The sequence below is a fragment of the Pseudomonas auratipiscis genome (genome assembly GCF_036324085.1).
Taxonomy (GTDB): domain Bacteria; phylum Pseudomonadota; class Gammaproteobacteria; order Pseudomonadales; family Pseudomonadaceae; genus Aquipseudomonas; species Aquipseudomonas auratipiscis.
Genome location: NZ_JAZDCU010000007.1, coordinates 167,846 through 185,571, shown reverse-complemented (window position 1 = coordinate 185,571; position 17,726 = coordinate 167,846). Strand labels below are relative to the sequence as shown.

The 17,726-nt window shown below is 58.4% G+C and carries 15 protein-coding genes and 2 tRNA genes; 5 read left to right on the top strand and 12 right to left on the bottom strand.

Annotation, left to right across the window (positions count from 1 at the left end; translation table 11 throughout):
- Positions 1-31: 31 nt before the first annotated feature.
- Together erdR and V0R60_RS12385 are read left to right on the top strand one after the other, a co-directional pair.
- Positions 32-682 carry a response regulator transcription factor ErdR gene (gene erdR, locus V0R60_RS12390; RefSeq protein WP_136477790.1) on the top strand — a complete coding sequence of 217 codons (651 nt, stop codon included), beginning with the start codon at positions 32-34 and terminating at the stop codon, positions 680-682.
- A 77-nt stretch (positions 683-759) separates the two neighbouring features.
- Positions 760-1,125, top strand: coding sequence for a diacylglycerol kinase (locus V0R60_RS12385; RefSeq protein ID WP_136477789.1), 366 nt, complete (start codon positions 760-762; stop codon positions 1,123-1,125).
- On the opposite strand, the gene V0R60_RS12380 is transcribed toward V0R60_RS12385, so the two are convergent.
- Positions 1,122-2,048 (bottom strand): LysR family transcriptional regulator, encoded by a 927-nt coding sequence (locus V0R60_RS12380; protein WP_168198491.1) that lies wholly within the window; start codon positions 2,046-2,048, stop codon positions 1,122-1,124. The genes V0R60_RS12385 and V0R60_RS12380 overlap by 4 nt on opposite strands.
- Before the next feature lie 119 nt (positions 2,049-2,167).
- On the opposite strand from V0R60_RS12380, the gene fpr reads away from it, so the two are divergent.
- Complete coding sequence (gene fpr, locus V0R60_RS12375) at positions 2,168-2,947, top strand: ferredoxin-NADP reductase (RefSeq protein WP_007908723.1); 780 nt, start codon at positions 2,168-2,170, stop codon at positions 2,945-2,947.
- A gap of 118 nt (positions 2,948-3,065) precedes the next feature.
- Here fpr and tsaA read toward each other — a convergent pair whose 3' ends face one another.
- From tsaA to rimO, 5 genes are all read right to left on the bottom strand, one after another.
- Positions 3,066-3,761 (bottom strand): tRNA (N6-threonylcarbamoyladenosine(37)-N6)-methyltransferase TrmO, encoded by a 696-nt coding sequence (tsaA, locus tag V0R60_RS12370; RefSeq protein ID WP_136477788.1) that lies wholly within the window; start codon positions 3,759-3,761, stop codon positions 3,066-3,068.
- A gap of 7 nt (positions 3,762-3,768) precedes the next feature.
- Positions 3,769-4,230, bottom strand: coding sequence for a YehS family protein (locus tag V0R60_RS12365; RefSeq protein ID WP_136477787.1), 462 nt, complete (start codon positions 4,228-4,230; stop codon positions 3,769-3,771).
- Positions 4,231-4,277: 47 nt separating this feature from the next.
- Entirely contained in the window at positions 4,278-4,988 is a 711-nt protein-coding gene (locus V0R60_RS12360) for an rRNA pseudouridine synthase (RefSeq protein ID WP_203475999.1), read from the bottom strand.
- 129 nt (positions 4,989-5,117) lie between these two features.
- Entirely contained in the window at positions 5,118-5,588 is a 471-nt protein-coding gene (locus V0R60_RS12355; protein WP_136477785.1) for a GNAT family N-acetyltransferase, read from the bottom strand.
- Between the two features lie 84 nt (positions 5,589-5,672).
- Positions 5,673-7,016, bottom strand: a complete 1,344-nt coding sequence (gene rimO, locus V0R60_RS12350; protein WP_136477784.1) for a 30S ribosomal protein S12 methylthiotransferase RimO — start codon at positions 7,014-7,016, stop codon at positions 5,673-5,675.
- A gap of 255 nt (positions 7,017-7,271) precedes the next feature.
- On the opposite strand from rimO, the gene V0R60_RS12345 reads away from it, so the two are divergent.
- Positions 7,272-9,170, top strand: a complete 1,899-nt coding sequence (locus V0R60_RS12345; protein WP_203542010.1) for a potassium transporter Kup — start codon at positions 7,272-7,274, stop codon at positions 9,168-9,170.
- Positions 9,171-9,199: 29 nt separating this feature from the next.
- Here V0R60_RS12345 and V0R60_RS12340 read toward each other — a convergent pair whose 3' ends face one another.
- From V0R60_RS12340 to V0R60_RS12325, 4 genes are all read right to left on the bottom strand, one after another.
- Positions 9,200-10,495, bottom strand: coding sequence for a virulence factor family protein (locus tag V0R60_RS12340; protein WP_330079803.1), 1,296 nt, complete (start codon positions 10,493-10,495; stop codon positions 9,200-9,202).
- Positions 10,495-13,137 carry a bifunctional lysylphosphatidylglycerol flippase/synthetase MprF gene (gene mprF / locus V0R60_RS12335; protein ID WP_330079802.1) on the bottom strand — a complete coding sequence of 881 codons (2,643 nt, stop codon included), beginning with the start codon at positions 13,135-13,137 and terminating at the stop codon, positions 10,495-10,497. Before mprF ends, V0R60_RS12340 begins: the two co-directional genes overlap by 1 nt.
- Positions 13,138-13,350: 213 nt before the next feature.
- Positions 13,351-13,427 (bottom strand) — tRNA-Met (locus V0R60_RS12330).
- A gap of 133 nt (positions 13,428-13,560) precedes the next feature.
- Positions 13,561-13,637, bottom strand: a tRNA-Met gene (locus V0R60_RS12325).
- Between the two features lie 217 nt (positions 13,638-13,854).
- Here V0R60_RS12325 and dinB point away from each other — a divergent pair.
- On the top strand, positions 13,855-14,919 hold the full coding sequence (gene dinB / locus V0R60_RS12320; RefSeq protein WP_136477780.1) for a DNA polymerase IV: 1,065 nt from the start codon (positions 13,855-13,857) through the stop codon (positions 14,917-14,919).
- Between the two features lie 43 nt (positions 14,920-14,962).
- Here the strand turns inward: dinB and V0R60_RS12315 are convergent, their stop codons facing one another.
- A complete protein-coding gene (locus tag V0R60_RS12315; RefSeq protein ID WP_136477779.1) occupies positions 14,963-15,916 on the bottom strand; it encodes a hypothetical protein in 954 nt (317 codons plus the stop codon).
- Between the two features lie 18 nt (positions 15,917-15,934).
- Positions 15,935-17,650: a proline--tRNA ligase gene (locus V0R60_RS12310; RefSeq protein ID WP_136477778.1), complete on the bottom strand. Its 1,716-nt coding sequence runs from the start codon at positions 17,648-17,650 to the stop codon at positions 15,935-15,937.
- Between the last annotated feature and the right edge of the window lie 76 nt (positions 17,651-17,726).

Sequence of the window (17,726 nt, the reverse complement as noted above, 5' to 3'; positions counted from 1 at the left end):
TGCGCCTGCACAGAACAGGATCATTAGATCGATGGCCACGTACGAAATCCTGATTGCCGATGACCACCCGCTGTTTCGCAGTGCCCTGCGTCAAGCCGTAACCTTGGGCCTTGGGCCCGATGTTCGCCTGGTAGAAGTGGCAAGTATTGCCGAGCTTGAAACCCGTCTCGCTGAAAAGTCCGACTGGGACTTGGTGCTGCTCGATCTCAACATGCCGGGAGCCTACGGTTTCTCAGGCCTGGTTTTGCTGCGTGGACAATATCCACAGATTCCCGTGGTGATGGTTTCGGCTCAGGAAGAAGCCGCAGTGGTGGTGAAGTCGCGTGAATTCGGCGCCAGTGGCTTCATTCCTAAATCAAGTTCGCTGGAAGTCATTCAGGAAGCGGTGAAGAAGGTCCTCGATGGTGACATTTGGTGGCCGCCACAAGCGTTTGAAAAAGTCGATGTGTCGCCGGAGGCCAAAGCTGCCAGTGAGGGGCTGGCCAGCCTTACACCACAGCAGTTCAGGGTGCTGACCATGGTCTGCGAAGGTTTGCTGAACAAGCAGATCGCCTATGAACTGAGTGTGTCGGAAGCAACCATCAAGGCTCACGTAACGGCGATCTTCCGTAAACTCGGTGTACGTACCCGAACCCAGGCTGCGTTGCTGCTGCAACAGCTTGAATCGGTTTCGTCGAGCTGACGTCCCGATCTTCACGCTTTTTTGACTCAACTTGCATTAGGCTGCGCGCATTTTTTCAGTGGATGAAGTGACCTTCTATGTCATCGCCTTTCAAGGGTCAGACCGGCCTCAAACGTATTTTCAACGCTGCCGGCTATTCGTTCGACGGTCTGCGCGCAGCCTTTACCGGCGAGGCGGCTTTCCGCCAGTTGGTGCTGCTCAATGTAATATTGGTTCCGATAGCGTTCTGGCTGGACGTCAGTCGCGCCGAACGGGCGATTCTTATCGCCGTGTGCCTGTTAGGCCTGATCGTTGAATTGCTGAACTCCGCTATCGAGGCGGCAATCGATCGGATCTCCCTGGACCGCCACCCCCTGTCGAAAAACGCCAAGGATATGGGCAGCGCCGCTCAGCTCGTGGCCATGTCGATGGTGGGACTGATCTGGGCGGTCATCCTGCTCTAGGCAATGTTGGGCAAGACGATTTCGTCACTGCGCTGCACACCGGCGGTAAAGCTGCGGCATAGCTCAAGAAACTCTCGCATGGCAGAGGTTTGATACTTCTGCTTGTGCCAGATGAAGTAGAACTGCCGAGCCAAGTCCAGTTCTGGGGTTTCCACCGCTACGAGGCTACCGCGACGAAAAGCGTCGCGTAACGCCAGACGCGAAATGCAGCCGATCCCCAGTCCCGATTCCACCGCACGCTTGATGGCTTCGGTATGTTCAAGTTCCAGGCGGATGTTCAGGCTGGAGCGATGGTGACGCATGCCCTGATCGAAGGTCAGGCGGGTACCGGAGCCCTGTTCACGCAAGATCCAGGCTTCGTGGGTCAACTGTTCCAGGCTAGCCTGGCCGCGGCTCGCCAGCGGATGCTGCGGCGCGCAAAACACCACCAGTTCGTCCTCCACCCAAGGCTGAACTTCTATATCGGGATGGTTGCAGTCGCCCTCGATTAGACCCAGATCAATTTCATAATGGGCAACTTGTTGCACAATATGCGCAGTGTTTTGTACGTGCAGCTTTACCTGGCTTTCCGGGTGAACCTGCATGAAGCTGCCGATCAGCAAGGTGGCCAGGTAGTTACCGATGGTCAAGGTAGCGCCGACTGCCAGGGAGCCGAAGCCAGACTTGCCGTTGAACAAGTCTTCTATTTCTTTGGCCTGATCGAGCAGTGCCACAGCCTGTGGCAACAGTTGCTGGCCGAGAGCATTGAGGCTCAACCGTTTACCGGCGCGGTCAAATAGCTTGCAGCTGGACTGGCGCTCAAGCTCGGTGATCGAAGTACTGGCGGCCGACTGCGATAACGCCAGAATTCCTGCGGCTCGCGAGACGCTTTGGTACTGGGCTACGGCGACGAACACTTGGAGCTGACGGAGCGTAAATCGCATATCTATATAACCGATAAGACATATCTTGATAATTCAGTTAACAGATATTGTCGCTCGCACTAAACTATCGCGCAATCGCGCTCTAGGTTAGCGCTGCGTTTTATTTCAGGAGCCCGTACATGAGCAACATGAACCACGAACGTGTCCTCAGTGTTCATCACTGGAACGACACCCTGTTCAGCTTCAAGTGCACCCGCGATCCGGGTTTGCGCTTCGAGAACGGTCAGTTCGTGATGATCGGCCTGCAACAGCCCAACGGCCGCCCGCTCATGCGCGCCTACTCGATCGCCAGCCCGAACTGGGAAGAGCATCTGGAGTTCTTCAGCATCAAGGTGCAAGACGGCCCGCTGACCTCGCAGTTGCAACACCTGAAGGAAGGCGATGAGATCATCATCAGCAAGAAGCCTACTGGTACCCTGGTGCTGGACGACCTGAACCCGGGCAAGCACCTGTACCTGCTGAGCACCGGTACTGGCCTGGCGCCGTTCATGAGTGTCATCCAGGATCCGGAGACCTACGAGCGCTTTGAAAAGGTGATCCTCGTTCACGGTGTTCGTTACGTTAACGAAGTGGCTTACCGCGAGTTCATCACTGAGCACTTGCCTCAGAACGAATTCTTCGGCGAAGCACTGCGTGACAAACTCATCTACTACCCAACCGTTACGCGCGAGCCGTTCGAGAACCAGGGTCGCCTGACTGACTTGATGCGCAGTGGCAAACTGTTCAGTGATATTGGTTTGCCGCCAATCAATCCTCAGGATGACCGTGCGATGATCTGCGGTAGCCCAAGCATGCTGGATGAAACCAGTGAAGTGCTCGACAGCTTCGGTTTGAAGATCTCGGCGCGTATGCGTGAGCCGGGTGACTATCTGATCGAGCGTGCATTCGTCGAGAAATAAGCAGCGCTAGAACCAAAAAAACCGGCCAATAGAGCCGGTTTTTTCATGTCTGCAGACGCGGGCTCGCCTCGCGATTGTCATCGTCCCGCAGGGCAAGCCTGCGTCTACGCTGATATTTTCATCGATCCAGAACTACTTCCAGCACGCGAATCTCGTCCGCCTGCGGATAGTGCCAGCGCACCTGCACGTCCCAGAATTTCACTCCGTAGACGCGTTCGGGTGGTGGCATCTGGTAGGCCGGGCGCGGGTCTTGGGCCAGGCATTGTTCAATCAGTTCCACCAACGGCTCGGCAAGGCGCAAGGCGTGCTCGTGGGCCTGGGGCAGGGCGGTCTCGCTCCAGGCGACCGCGATCGATGCGGGGGGCGCACTGGCCATCTGGTTGGTCGCACCGCTGACCGCATCGGCATAGGGTACGTAGGGCTTGATGTCGAGCACCGGGGTGCCGTCGAGCAGGTCGATGCCTGACAGCGTCAGACGTCCGGCTTCCACCTTCTCCAGGCGCACTACCGACTGGCCGATGCCATTGGGTCGATGTGTCGCCCGGGTGGCAAACACGCCCATTGAGGTGTTGCCGCCCAGGCGCGGCGGGCGCACCTTGAGTCGTGGCTTGTCTTCAAGTGCCTGATGAAACAGGAACAACAGCCAGACATGGCTGACCTGCTCCAGTCCGGCTACCGCATCGCCACTGTTGAAGGGGGGGACTAATTCCAGGACGCCGCGTGCCGCCGGTGCCAGGTGCGGCTGGCGCGGAATGGCGAACTTTTCCTTGAAGCAGGAGCGGACGAAACCGATCGGTGCGACGCTGTAGCTCATAGATGGCTCAGCCACGCACTCGCAGGGTCAGGCCCTTGAGGAAGTTGCGCAGCAACTGGTCGCCACAGGGACGGTAGTTGTTGTGTCCAACCTTGCGGAACAAGGCGCTGAGCTCTGGCTTGGATACCGGGAAGTCGGCGGCCTTGAGAATTGCATGCAGGTCGTCTTCCTTCAGCTCGAACGCCACCCGCAGCTTTTTCATGATGATGTTGTTGGTCACTGGCAGTTCGACTGGCTGCGCAGGACGACTTTCGTCCTTGCCGCGCTTGAAGATCACCAGGCCATCAAGAAAGTGCGCGATGACCTCGTCAGGGCAGCGTACGAAGCCTTCTTCGTCTTCTTTCTTGAGGTACGAGACGACATCGCCGGTGGCAACTTCCAGGCCGCCGAGCTTGGTGATGTCAGTGAGTTTGGCGTCGTTGACGTCGAGCATATAGCGCAGGCTGCGCAGTACATCGTTGTGAATCATGGTGACAATCCTGTTCGGGGCGCAACCTGATTGGTTGCGCGGTGTTGCTAGAATTTTTCGGTGGCGGCCAGATAGCGCCATTGACCCAGTGGCAGCTTGCTCATGGAAACGCCGCCAAGGCGAATCCGCCGCATGCTTACCGGCGTGACCCCGACACTGCTGCACAGCAGGGCAATCAGGCCTGGCTGCGGGTTCTTAAGCACCATGCGCAGGCGAGTCTCGTTCTGCCAACTGGCTTTGATCTTCGGCAGTTCCTTGCCTTTCCAGGTGAAGCCACGATTCAGCCGTTCCAGGCCGTGAGCGATCATCTCGCCAGTGACTTCAACGACATATTCCTGCTCCAGTTTGCCTAGATCAGATTCGAGCTTGCGGGTGACTCGCCAGTCCTGGGTGAACACCTGCAGGCCACTGGCGCCTTGTTGCAACGGCGCTACGCAGTTCAGGCGAGCGAAATGGCCCTTGAGTGGGCGACGGCCGTGGCTGTGATCCTCAGACAGGCTGGCAGCATTGATGCTACTGCAAGCGCTGTCGACGTCCTGGTCGGCAGGTTGATGGAGCAGGAGGGTGACCGGCTCCAGCGCTTCGGCACGTGCGCCGTTCAGTAGTTCGACCTTTTGCTCGGACACCTTGAACTGCGGCTCATCGACCACAACGCCATCGACCGTCACCCAGCCGCCTTCGATATAGAGCTCGGCCTCCCGTCGGGAGCAACCGACCAGTTCGATAAGGCGTTTGGAAAGGCGAATGGGTTCAGACATGACGACAGCCGTAGGCATAGGGAAAGGTGCCCATTGTAACCGCCTGGGCGTGCCCTGGTCCGGCAACATTCGCCCATCGGGCTATTAATCTGCGATTTCGCTTGTTTCAGAAGGCTACGAGGCTGGCTGTCAGCCCAGTTGCGCCTCTTTTGCCTGGATGAGTCTAAGGTGCAGCAAGGGATAGGGTTGGCCCATGCCGTCGGTCTCTGAGCGCCCGATGACCTCGAAACCCTGGCGCAGGTAAAAGCCTAGCGCCTGCGGGTTCTGTTCGTTTACATCAAGCTGGTAGGCATTGAGTTCGTGGATCGCGTATTGCAGCAGACGTTTGCCTACACCTTGGCCGCGACTGTCTGGATCTATGAAGAGCATCTCCACCCGCCCGGCGGCAACACCGGCAAACCCGATGATCCGCTGCTTGGCATCCTTGCAGCAGATGAGCATCACCGCATCCAGGTATTGATCGAGCAACAGCTCGCGCAGCAGACATATATAGCTGTCCGGCAGGAAATCATGGGTTGCACGTACCGATGCCTCCCACACACGCACCAGCTCCGAGTAGTCGCTCAAACTTGGGGTCTGCACGTTGCTAGGCCTGTACATCGATCCGTTCTCCATGGACAACAGAAACAACGATAGTTGCAAAAAAAAGCCCCGCCAGGGTCGGCAGGGCTATTTTTCAGCAGATCAGGCCTGTAGAGGTTCGGCCCACATGTCGTACTCGTCGGCGTCAGTGACGCGGCAGCGTACGGTGTCGCCTGGCTTGAAGCCGTGGTTGCCGTCGATGAATACGTTACCGTCGATTTCCGGTGCGTCGAAGTAGCTGCGGCCTACCGAGCCTTCCTCCTCGACTTCATCGATCAGAACGTCGATTTCACGGCCGATGCGCAGTTGCAGACGGGCAGTACTGATTGCCTGCTGATGGGCCATGAATCGATCCCAGCGCTCTTGCTTGACCTCATCAGGAACGATATCCAGGCCCAGGTCGTTTGCCGGGGCGCCTTCAACCGGCGAGTACTGGAAGCAGCCTACGCGGTCGAGCTGGGCTTCGGTCAACCAGTCGAGCAGGTACTGGAAGTCTTCTTCGGTTTCACCTGGAAAGCCGACGATGAAGGTCGAGCGGATGATCAACTGCGGGCACTGTTCGCGCCAGCTTTTGATGCGTGCCAAGGTACGGTCTTCAAAAGCCGGACGCTTCATCGACTTGAGCACTTTCGGGCTGGCGTGCTGGAACGGGATATCCAGGTACGGCAGGATCTTGCCAGCCGCCATCAACGGAATGATGTCGTCGACATTCGGGTAGGGGTAAACGTAATGCAGGCGTACCCAGGCGCCCAGGCTGCTCAGTGCCTCGCACAGCTCAAGCATGCGCGTCTTGACCGGCCGACCGTTCCAGAAGTCGGTCTTGTACTTGACGTCGACACCATAGGCGCTGGTGTCCTGGGAAATTACCAGGATCTCCTTGACCCCGGCTTTGACCAGGCGTTCGGCTTCGCTCAGCACTTCACCAACCGGGCGGCTGACCAGCTTGCCACGCATCGACGGGATGATGCAGAAGCTGCAACTGTGGTTGCAGCCTTCGGAAATTTTCAGGTAGGCGTAATGACGGGGTGTCAGTTTGACGCCCTGTGGCGGTACCAGGTCGATCAACGGGTTGTGATCCTGACGCGGCGGCACCACTTCGTGCACGGCGGTAACCACCTGCTCGTACTGTTGTGGACCGGTTACAGCCAACACGCTTGGATGCACATCGCGGATGCTGCCTTCTTCGACACCCATGCAACCGGTGACGATGACCTTGCCGTTTTCCTTGATGGCTTCGCCGATCACTTCAAGGGATTCGGCCTTGGCGCTGTCGATGAAGCCGCAGGTGTTGACGACCACTACATCGGCGTCCTGGTAGGTCGGCACAACTTCATAGCCTTCCATGCGCAGTTGGGTCAGGATGCGCTCGGAATCGACCAGGGCCTTGGGGCAACCCAGAGATACGAAGCCGACCTTAGGCGTGGTTGGCGTAGGAGTGGTGGACATGACTAACCTCGGTGTAATGGGGACAGTCGTGCCACAAGCGCGCTGTCCTGGATGGGCGCTGGCAGCGCCTCTGATCAAAAAGTGCGCAATTCTAGCGGGCGCAAAGTCACTTGACCAGCAGAAAAGCGACGAACGCTAAGCTATGCTTCGCCCCAGCATGCCTGTGTTTGCATAGGGCCTGGCTAGCGATGGCGGCAGGGTGGCAATCATTTTAGCGTTCTACCAACTCATAGGCCTCGGTTGCGGGAGTGATGGATGGTTCAGGCAAGCGATCAGGCTGATTCCGGGCATTCGGCGGCGAAGCCGCTGAGCTTGTTGGTGGCGGCAGTAGGTGTGGTTTACGGCGACATTGGTACCAGTCCTCTTTATACCCTCAAGGAAGTGTTTTCCGGTGACTATGGGGTGCCGGTCAACCATGACGGCGTACTGGGCATTCTGGCGCTGATCCTTTGGTCGCTGATCTGGGTGGTTTCGCTCAAGTATGTGGTGTTCATCCTGCGCGCCGACAACCAGGGCGAGGGCGGCATCATGGCCCTGACCGCGCTGGCTCGCCGGGCCTCGGCGCCGTATCCCAAGCTGCGTACGCTGATGGTTGGCTGCGGCCTCATTGGCGCTGCGCTGTTTTATGGCGACAGCATGATCACCCCGGCCATTTCGGTGTTGTCGGCAGTGGAGGGCATGCAACTGGCCTTCGACGGTATCGACCATTGGGTGGTGCCTGTGGCGTTGGTGGTTCTGGTTGCGCTGTTTCTGATCCAGAAACACGGCACGGCGCGAATCGGCATTCTGTTCGGGCCGGTGATGGTCGTTTGGTTTGTCGTCCTGGCAGCGTTGGGCGTGCATGGTATTTCCCAAAGCCCCGAAGTGCTCAAGGCATTCAACCCGATCTGGGCGGTGCGGTTCTTCATTGTGCACCCTGGGATGGGCGTCGCCATTCTAGGCGCCGTGGTGCTGGCCTTGACCGGTGCCGAGGCGCTTTACGCCGACATGGGCCATTTCGGCCGTAAACCCATAGCCCGGGCGTGGTTCATCCTGGTGTTGCCAGCGCTTGTGCTCAACTACTTTGGCCAGGGGGCGATGTTGCTGCAGAACCCCGAGGCTGCGCGTAACCCTTTTTATCTGCTGGCGCCGGGCTGGGCGTTGATTCCCTTGGTTGGCCTGTCCACCCTGGCGACGGTGATCGCTTCCCAGGCGGTGATATCAGGGGCCTTCTCCCTGACGCGCCAGGCCATTCAACTGGGCTATGCGCCGCGCATGCAGATTCAGCACACCTCTAGTGACGAGCAGGGGCAGATCTACATTGGCACTGTGAACTGGGCGTTGATGGTGGGGGTAATCCTGTTGGTGATCGGGTTCGAATCTTCGGATGCGCTGGCATCAGCCTACGGCGTGGCGGTTACCGGGACCATGTTGATGACCACGTTGTTGGTATCCACTGTCATGCTGTTGCTGTGGAAGTGGCCCCCCGTGCTGGCGGTGCCGGTGCTTCTCGGCTTTTTGTTTGTCGATGGCCTGTTCTTCGCCGCCAACGTGCCCAAGGTTGTGCAAGGCGGTGCTTTTCCGGTTCTGGCGGGGATTGCTCTGTTCGTCCTGATGACCACCTGGAAGCGCGGCAAGCAGATCCTTGTCGAGCGCCTGGATGAAGGTAGCTTGCCGTTGCCCCTGTTTATCAGCAGCATTCGCGTGCAGCCACCGCACCGGGTTGAAGGCACCGCAGTGTTTCTGACGGCCCGGCCGGATGCAGTGCCTCATGCGTTGCTGCACAACATGTTGCACAACCAGGTGCTGCATAACCAGGTGGTGCTGTTGACCGTCGTCAGCGAGGACACGCCGAGGGTGCCAGCGCAGCAACAGTTTGAGGTCGAGGCCTATGGAGAAGGTTTTTACCGAGTCTTGCTGCACTTTGGCTTCATGGACGAGCCGGACGTCCCCGCCGCGCTCAAGCTGTGCCACCTTGAAGGCCTTGATTTCAGCCCGATGCGAACCACCTACTTCCTCAGTCGCGAGACGGTGATTCCCTCTCGGCTGGTAGGCATGAGCCGATGGCGGGCCATGCTCTTTGCGTTTTTGTTGAAGAACGCCAACGGCAACCTGCGCTTCTTTAACCTGCCGTTGAACCGAGTGATCGAGCTGGGCACCCAGGTCGAAATCTAGGAACGGGCAGCTGCGCGCCAAGGCGCGCATCAATTCTGTTCGGCGACGCTGGTTTTGCCCTGGCGGTTCTCGATGTCGCCGATAAGGCGTTTGGCCAGTGCTGGGTAATTCTCGTCAAAATGATGCCCGCCTGGAAGTTTCAGGCGTTCACCAACAGCGGTGTGCTCGGTGCAGCCACTTTCATCGGCTTCTTCTTCACCGTAGATACACACCACTTTGGCGGCCGGCAACTTGGCCATTTCCGGGCCGGTAGGGGCCTCTTTGCCGGCATTGCCCAGCCAGCCCTCGACTTCGATCTCGAAACTGCCACTGCGGGCGAAGGCCAAAAGGATGACTGCATCGATTCGTTTCTGGTCTTCGGCTGGAAGGCGGTTGTAGATAGCAGGCAGCACATCGGCTCCGAAGGAGTAGCCCGTGAGGACAAAGCGCTTGGTGCCCCATTTCTGGCGGTAGTGCTGCATCAGCTCCGACAGGTCGATGGCGCTTTGTTCGGGCGTCTTGTGTTGCCAGTAGTAGCGCAGGGTATCGATGCCGACCACTGGATAGCCAAGCTTGGCCATCTCGCCAGCTACATCGCGATCCAGGTCGCGCCAACCACCGTCACCCGACAGAAACAGGGTTACCGTGTCGGTGGTCTGGCCGGCCGGAACTTCAACTACAGGGATGCTCATGGCATTGCCTTCCTCGCCCACCAGCGCTTGGGTCAGTTGCGCCTTGAGCACTTGCGGCAAGTGGATGTCGTAATCGCTGATGCTGGTTTCGGCGTTCGGCTGGTCGCGTACAAAAGCTGCGCTGGCGTCATCCGGGTTGTCGTTCCAGGCCACGCTCCAATGGCCGTGGGCGGCCGACTTGGGCAGCGGTGTGGCGCAGCTGGGGCGTTCGATACTGAAATCCACCGAGATGGCCTGGGCCTTGTCATCGGTCTGTGTCGCGAGCCAGTCCCATGCTTGGGTGGCGCCTGGGCCGATACCTGCGACCAGCGTCGCGGGGCCCTGCAGGTGTTGCAGTGCTTGCTTGACAGCAGCCTGTTGCACGCTGCAGTCGCCGGGCGGCAGGATGACCTGGACCAGTTGCGCTTCCCCGCTCTGGCTCAAGTTCAACAATTGTTTGTCGGTCAAGGATTGGTCCTGGGCAACTGCGACAACCACGCGGGCTTTGGGGTGGGTGCCGGGGGTGGCCCGGGTCAGGCTGCTGCCATCGCCCAGCGTCAGATGCTCCAGGCGGGGTTCGGGGGCAGGGCGATTCCACAGCCAAAAGCCCAATGCGGCGGTGAACAAACCCAGTAGCAGCGTTGCCACAATATGCAGCCAATAGCGTCGAATCATCAGCGTTTCACCAAACCAGTCAGGCCGCCAGCGATCAGGGCGGCAGTGTCAGCCAGTGCCACCAACGGATCGAGTCCGGCGGGCACGGCCATGTATCGGGGCTCCCAGTCAGGCTGGAACTTGTCCTTGAAACGCCGCAGCCCCTGGAAGTTGTACAACTGCTCGCCTCGTTGGAACACCATCGAGCCCAGACGTTGGGTCAACGGTGCGCCACGGCGAGGTTGCAGGCCAGCAAGTGGCACCATGCCCAGGCTGAAACGGCTGTAAGCCTGATGCTTATAGTGCTGGATCAGGCCGATCATCATGAACTCCATGGTCAGCTTCGGTGCTTGCGGATGAGCGCGCATCAGGTCAATGCTGGCAAGCTCGCGGCTATGGGTTTCCAGTAAGTTGGCAAACGCCACCGGACGGCCTTCGAAGCGGATCAAGGCGATGCGAAAATGGTGCAGGTATTCGGGGCTGAAACGGCCCAGGGAGAAGCCCTTTTCGCGCACGTTCTTGCCGCTAAGCCAAGCATCGGAAATCACTTTCAGCTCTTCGAGTGGCGCTTGCCCTGGTTCGTGGATTTCCAGGGTCAGGCCATCGCGCCCGCCACGATTCCAGGTGTAGCGCAGGTCCTTCATTTCTTTGCCTTTGGCGTCCAGATCAAAGCGATCCAGATCGACGCGAGCCTCTTCACCCAGCTTGATGGCAGTCAGGCCAATGTCCATATAGAAAGGCAGATTCTCGGCGCGCACCTGGTAAAAGACTGGGCGGGCATGGTGCACATCACACAGGTCGCGAAATTGCCAGATCATCTCGGCACGCTTGTGCGCCGGCCCGATGGGGTCATACAGGGCTACCAGGCTACGACCACGTTGAGCATACATAAGGAACGCATCATCATCGGGATGGAACAGCAGTGCCTTGTCGCCGGTCAGCGCCAAGCCTCCATCTGGCTGGTCCGATGCCTGCAATATGCGATTGGCGCGCTGCAGTTCTTCCTCATTAGGCAAATGAATCACCGGGCGTGCGGTGCGAAGTAGCCAGGTCAGCGCGAACGCCACCAACAGTACCGCGCTACCTAGCGCCGAGCGCAGTCCTCGAGGGGCATCGGCGTCCAGCGTGAATTGCCACCATAACTGGTGGCTATAGGGCACGTCCTGGTAGGCGAACAGCAATAGCCAGATCGATGCACCCAGCACGCAGGTGCTGGCTGCCAGGTAAACCGGAGAAAAAGGCAGTTCCAGCAAGCGGCTGGGCCGGTAGAAAGCGCGGCGGAACAGCGCCAGTAGGCAGGCAGTGAAGGTCAGGATACTGGCCTCTTCCCAGTCAAAACCTTTGAGCAACGAGAGCAGGGCGCCGACCAGCAACAGAATGGTGGTCAGCATCCAGGCCGCGGAGAGACGGCGGCGCAAGCCTTGAGCCAACAGCAGGCACAGTACGCCAATCAGGCTGGCGCCAAAATGCGAAGCGTCGATCAGGCGATGGGGAATGAGAAAGCCCAGGTGCTGGAGACGTTCGTCGATCTCCGGTGTCGCGCCGGAAAACAGCAGCACTACACCGGAAAGAAATACCAGTACAGCGAGCACTGGAGCGGCAAGTCCTGATGCCACCTTGATTGCCTGGCTGGCGACTTTGTATCGACGCGCCTCACTGAACAGCAGCACGGCGCAGGCAAGCAGCAACGGCAATACCACATAGATCAGGCGATATAGCAGCAGCGCAGCAGCCAGAGGCGCGGCACCCAGTTGATCGGCGAACGCTGCCAGAAGAATTGCCTCGAATACCCCGACACCACCTGGCACATGACTCAGCACCCCGGCAGCCAGCGCCAGTAGGTACACCAGCAGGAAGGCGCCAAAGGGCGGCGCCTCGGGCAGCAGCAAGTACAGCACGGTCGCTGCGGCAGCGACATCCAGTGCAGTAATCAGCACTTGTAGAAGTGTCAGGCGGGCACCCGGCAAACGCAGGGTGCGACGACCCACCCTGACCAGCAAATTGTCAGCATGAGGCTGTTCTGGCAGGCGTCGACGGTACAGCCCGTAGACCATCAGCATGGCCAGGCCTAGTACTGCCAATGCAATACCGGCTAGCAGTGTTGATGAGAGGCGCAGGGCGGAAGCGGCCGCAGGCAGATTGCTCAGTGTCGCCAGAGCAGCCAGCGGCGGCAGCGCACATCCCAACGACAAGCTGGCGAACAGGGTCATACGCGCGACTTCGGTAGCACTGACACCCTGACGGACATAAAGTCGGTAGCGCACTGATCCACCGGAAAGCAGCGACAGGCCTATGGCATTGCCAATGGCAAAGGCGCTGAAGCCCCCCATGATCAGCGTACGCGCCGGTAGCTGTACGCCGGCATAGCGACTGGCAGACCATTCGTACCCCAGCAGGATGATGAAACCGACAGCAGTCGTCAGTAGGGCTCCGGCAAGCGAAGAAGGCGGAACGCTCAGTAACGAATCATGCAGTGCATAGATATCCAGCTCGCTCAGCAGGTGGCGGCAGGCGATCAAGGCAATGGTGAATAGCAATAGTGTCAAAGCCAGGCCGATGGCTTGGCGATAACGGCTAAAGCGGTCGAGCCAACGCAACTGGCGTTTGGCATTGGGCAAGGTTGCGGTAACAGGCGCTTCTGTCTCGGATATCTGGCTGCGCATCAAATACCTCGTGGGTGGTGCACGCCAGGACGAACGTATTCAGCCAAGGTACCAATCCCTATGGAAAGTAGTGACGGCTATGATCGGGCCGCTGCCTTCCTTGAGGATAGTTAAAGAAAATTTATGTTGCCGCGTGGAGGGGAGGGCGGAGATGAGAGGCGAATCGCAGATGCAAAAAAGGCCACTTTATTCAAAGTGGCCTTTTCTGTTGTTTGGTTGCGGGAGCCGGATTTGAACCGACGACCTTCGGGTTATGAGCCCGACGAGCTACCAGGCTGCTCCATCCCGCGTCTGATGCGGCGAATTCTACAGCCTTTGAGAAAGCTGTCAATGCTTAATTATTGATTTTCAATAAATTTATGTGCCAACACTTTATTTCGGACAAAGAAAAAGGCCACTCCGAAGAGTGGCCTTTCCTGAATCTGGTTGCGGGAGCCGGATTTGAACCGACGACCTTCGGGTTATGAGCCCGACGAGCTACCAGGCTGCTCCATCCCGCGCCTGTGAGGTGAATTCTACAGTTATGCGCCAGGGTGTCAAGCACTCATTTTGAGAAAACCTTTTTTCTTCAAGCGCTTAGCGGTTGTCTGGAGGATAGCGGGGCTTCTGGTGTGGGGCTGTAGGTTATGCGGGTGTATATTTATCCAGTGCGGATGGTCGTGGCTACCTTGTGGTGAGATACTGCCTACACCTTTATACCCGTGGTTACGGTTGCTGATGTCCCAGCGCAAGATCATCCATATAGATTGCGATTGCTTCTATGCCGCTATTGAAATGCGTGACGATCCACGTCTGTCTGGGCGACCTCTGGCCGTGGGGGGCTCTGCCGAGCGGCGCGGTGTAATTGCAACGTGCAACTATGAGGCGCGAGCGTATGGCGTGCGTTCGGCGATGTCGTCTCGCCATGCACTCAACCTGTGTCCCGACCTGTTGATCGTGAAGCCACGAATGGATGCTTATAAAGAAGCCTCCAGGGAAATTCATACTATCTTTCGTGACTACACCGATCAGATCGAGCCGTTGTCACTGGATGAAGCCTACCTTGATGTGTCGGACAGTTCCTGGTTTGCCGGCAGTGCGACGCGTATTGCCGCTGATATTCGTCGTCGAGTTGCCCAGCAGTTGCATATCACGGTGTCAGCCGGCGTGGCACCGAACAAGTTCCTGGCCAAGATTGCCAGTGATTGGCGCAAACCCAATGGCTTGTTCGTGATCACCCCGGATCAAGTCGAAGCGTTCGTGGCGCAATTGCCAGTCAGCAAGTTGCACGGTGTGGGCAAGGTCACTGCCGATAAGTTGAGTCGCCTGGGCATCAGCAATTGTCTGGATTTGCGCGATTGGAGCCGACTGTCTCTGGCTCGCGAGTTTGGAAGTTTTGGTGAGCGATTGTGGGGGTTGGCGCGCGGCATTGATGATCGGGCAGTCCATAATGACAGTCGCCGTCAGTCGGTCAGTGTTGAAAACACCTACGATGTCGATTTGCCTGATCTGGCCAGCTGTTTAAGCAAATTGCCGGAGCTGATGCAAACCCTGGCCGGGCGTATGCAGCGTATCGACGATAGCTATCGGCCAGGCAAGCCGTTCGTCAAAGTGAAGTTTCACGATTTCACCCAGACGACCTTGGAACAGGCTGGCGCTGGACGAGACTTGGTTAGCTATCAGCAGTTGCTCAGTCAAGCCTTTGCCCGTGGTGGCAAGCCGGTGAGGCTGCTGGGAATCGGCGTGCGCTTGCAGGACTTGCGTGCTGGGCACGAGCAGTTGGAGCTTTTCAGTCGAGATTAAGAAAAAACGCCAGCAAGCTGGCGTTTTTTCAAGGCCCAGGCAATCAATGCACGCCAGGGTCGGCAACCAGACGACCGGCATCCTTGGTCAAAGACTGGAGAAACTCCTGCTGCAGCTCGGGATCGTTGCGGGTGAGCTCGATCAGGCTTTGTTCCAGCTCGCTGGCTTCTTCCTCCAGGCCCAATTCGGACAGGCGCTTGACTCGGTGTACCCACTGACTGACTTCATCGTCCTCAAGGTCGTCGAAAATCAGGTCGTGGGCTTCAACCAGCTTGCTACGCAAGGTGCCGCTGATCAGCAGGCTGGCATCGCCACGTACATCGTTGTCCTCATCGGCGACTTGCAGATGCAGAGTGCCGATATGGGTAAGGTTCTGCTCCGAAAACGGGCTATCGAGCAAATTCAACAGCAGCACGCCGTTGCGGTCGGTAGTCAGCGTGTGGGTGACCTTGCCAGCCTTGACTTCAACCGGACGATCACTCCACGGCAGACTCGCATACTCCTTGCGCTTGTCTTTCTGTACCTCGGTGATCCCGGCAAGGTTCTGCTGGGCGCGGCCATTGGACTGGGCGTTCATGAATGGATTGAGACCATCGATGCCGTAGCTGAACCAGTCGCGGGTGACACTGTCGGGCAGATTGCCCAGCGCAAAGATGTTAACCACGTTGGCGCCGACCCCGGCAACCACAGCTACCGCGCCGAGGGGGATCTCGTAGACTTCCCGCCAGGGTTGGTAGGGCGTGTAGCGATCATAACGACGGGTCACTTCAAATTCGGTGACTTCGAAGTTTTTCTGTTCATGAATACGCACACGCCGCTGGGGCAGCTCGAGTACCTTGGGGTCCCCGACATCTATCTGCAGGCTGTGCTCGAGCAGCTTGCGCTCGATGCGTTCCTCGTGCTCGCTGCGCTGGGACATCTGGTTGGCGCAGCCGCTGAGCAACAGGGCGCCGCACAGTGCGGCGCCCCCCAGGGAGTAGGTACTTCGCTTGAACATGATTACTCTTGCGTTGACTTAGCGGCGGATGCGGGCTTGCAGGAACGACAGCACCTCAGCCACTGGCAGTGGTTGCGCGTCACGTTCGGTGCGGTGCTTGTATTCCAGGTTGCCTTCGGCCAGGCCGCGGTCGCTGACGACGATGCGGTGTGGAATGCCGATCAGTTCCATGTCTGCGAACTTGATGCCTGGGCTGGTTTTCTTGTCACGGTCGTCCAGTAGCACTTCGAAACCAGCCGCGGTCAGCTCGGCATAGAGCTTGTCGGTGGCTTCGCGAACCTGCTCGGTTTCGTAGCGCAGCGGTACCAGGGCAATCTGGAATGGGGCCAGGGCATCGCTCCAGATAATGCCGTTGTCATCGTAGTTCTGCTCGATGGCCGCAGCTACCACGCGCGATACACCAATACCGTAGCAACCCATGCTCAGGGTTACGGGTTTGCCGTTATCGCCCAGTACCTGGCACTTGAGCGCCTCGCTGTACTTGGTGCCCAGTTGGAAGATGTGCCCAACTTCGATGCCGCGCTTGATCACCAGGGTGCCTTGGCCATCAGGGCTTGGGTCACCGGCAACAACGTTGCGCAGGTCGGCTACCTGTGGAACGGGCAGGTCACGCTCCCAGTTGACGCCGAAATAGTGCTTGTCGTCGATGTTGGCGCCGATACCGAAATCGCTCATCAAGGCCACCGAGCGGTCGATGATGCACGGCAGTGGCAGGTTCAGCGGGCCAAGGGAGCCTGCACCTGCGCCGATGGCGTCACGCAGTTCTTCGTCGCTGGCCATGACCAGAGGGCTGGCAATTTCTGGCAGGTTGGCGGCCTTGATTTCGTTCAGCTCGTGGTCACCGCGAACGACCAGGGCAATCAACTTGCCTTCTTCGGCAGCATGAACGATCAGGGTCTTGACGGTCTTCTCGATCGCCAGATTGTAGTTCTCTACCAGTTGCGCGATGGTCTTGGCGTCGGGGGTGTCGACCAGGCGTAGCTCTTCGGTAGGTGCAGGGCGCACGGTTTCCCGTGGAATCGCCTCGGCTTTCTCGATGTTGGCGGCATAATCGGAGCTGTCGCTGAAGATCACGTCGTCTTCACCGGACTCGGCCAGTACATGGAATTCGTGGGAGTAGCTGCCGCCGATCGAACCGGTGTCGGCTTGCACTGGACGGAAGTCCAGGCCCAGGCGTGTGAATATGTTGCTGTAAGCCAGGTGCATGCGGTCGTAGGTTTCCTGCAGGGAAGCCTGGTCGGCATGGAACGAGTAAGCGTCCTTCATGATGAATTCGCGACCGCGCATCAGACCGAAGCGTGGACGGATTTCGTCACGAAATTTGGTTTGGATCTGGTACATGTTCAACGGCAGCTGTTTGTAGCTGTTGAGCTCGTTGCGGGCGAGGTCGGTGATGACCTCTTCGTGGGTTGGTCCCACGCAGAACTCGCGGCCGTGACGGTCTTTCAGGCGCAGCAGTTCAGGGCCGTACTGCTCCCAACGACCGGACTCCTGCCACAGCTCTGCAGGCTGGATGCTTGGCATCAGCACTTCCAGGGCGCCGGCGGCGTCCATTTCCTCGCGGACCACGGTCTCAACCTTGCGCATTACCCGAAGGCCCATCGGCAGCCAGGTATAAAGGCCGGAGGCGAGCTTGCGGATCATGCCGGCACGCAGCATGAGCTGGTGGCTGATGACGACCGCGTCGGACGGGGTTTCTTTCTGGGTAGCGAGCAAATATTGACTGGTGCGCATGGTAGGCCGTTGTCGGTTGCTTAAGACTTAAAATGACCCCGCATTGTACGGGGGCGATTCGGTGGCGTACAGGATG

What these genes read in the sequence shown, in the direction of transcription:
- mprF (WP_330079802.1), bottom strand. Translation starts at nt 13,137, where the DNA reads ATGCGCAGCCAGATATCCGAGACAGAAGCGCCTGTTACCGCAACCTTG.
- rimO (WP_136477784.1), bottom strand. Translation starts at nt 7,016, where the DNA reads ATGTCCACCACTCCTACGCCAACCACGCCTAAGGTCGGCTTCGTATCT.
- V0R60_RS12385 (WP_136477789.1), top strand. Translation starts at nt 760, where the DNA reads ATGTCATCGCCTTTCAAGGGTCAGACCGGCCTCAAACGTATTTTCAAC.
- fpr (WP_007908723.1), top strand. Translation starts at nt 2,168, where the DNA reads ATGAGCAACATGAACCACGAACGTGTCCTCAGTGTTCATCACTGGAAC.
- V0R60_RS12360 (WP_203475999.1), bottom strand. Translation starts at nt 4,988, where the DNA reads ATGTCTGAACCCATTCGCCTTTCCAAACGCCTTATCGAACTGGTCGGT.
- dinB (WP_136477780.1), top strand. Translation starts at nt 13,855, where the DNA reads ATGTCCCAGCGCAAGATCATCCATATAGATTGCGATTGCTTCTATGCC.
- tsaA (WP_136477788.1), bottom strand. Translation starts at nt 3,761, where the DNA reads ATGAGCTACAGCGTCGCACCGATCGGTTTCGTCCGCTCCTGCTTCAAG.
- erdR (WP_136477790.1), top strand. Translation starts at nt 32, where the DNA reads ATGGCCACGTACGAAATCCTGATTGCCGATGACCACCCGCTGTTTCGC.
- V0R60_RS12315 (WP_136477779.1), bottom strand. Translation starts at nt 15,916, where the DNA reads ATGTTCAAGCGAAGTACCTACTCCCTGGGGGGCGCCGCACTGTGCGGC.
- V0R60_RS12355 (WP_136477785.1), bottom strand. Translation starts at nt 5,588, where the DNA reads ATGTACAGGCCTAGCAACGTGCAGACCCCAAGTTTGAGCGACTACTCG.
- V0R60_RS12310 (WP_136477778.1), bottom strand. Translation starts at nt 17,650, where the DNA reads ATGCGCACCAGTCAATATTTGCTCGCTACCCAGAAAGAAACCCCGTCC.
- V0R60_RS12340 (WP_330079803.1), bottom strand. Translation starts at nt 10,495, where the DNA reads ATGATTCGACGCTATTGGCTGCATATTGTGGCAACGCTGCTACTGGGT.
- V0R60_RS12380 (WP_168198491.1), bottom strand. Translation starts at nt 2,048, where the DNA reads ATGCGATTTACGCTCCGTCAGCTCCAAGTGTTCGTCGCCGTAGCCCAG.
- V0R60_RS12365 (WP_136477787.1), bottom strand. Translation starts at nt 4,230, where the DNA reads ATGATTCACAACGATGTACTGCGCAGCCTGCGCTATATGCTCGACGTC.
- V0R60_RS12345 (WP_203542010.1), top strand. Translation starts at nt 7,272, where the DNA reads ATGGTTCAGGCAAGCGATCAGGCTGATTCCGGGCATTCGGCGGCGAAG.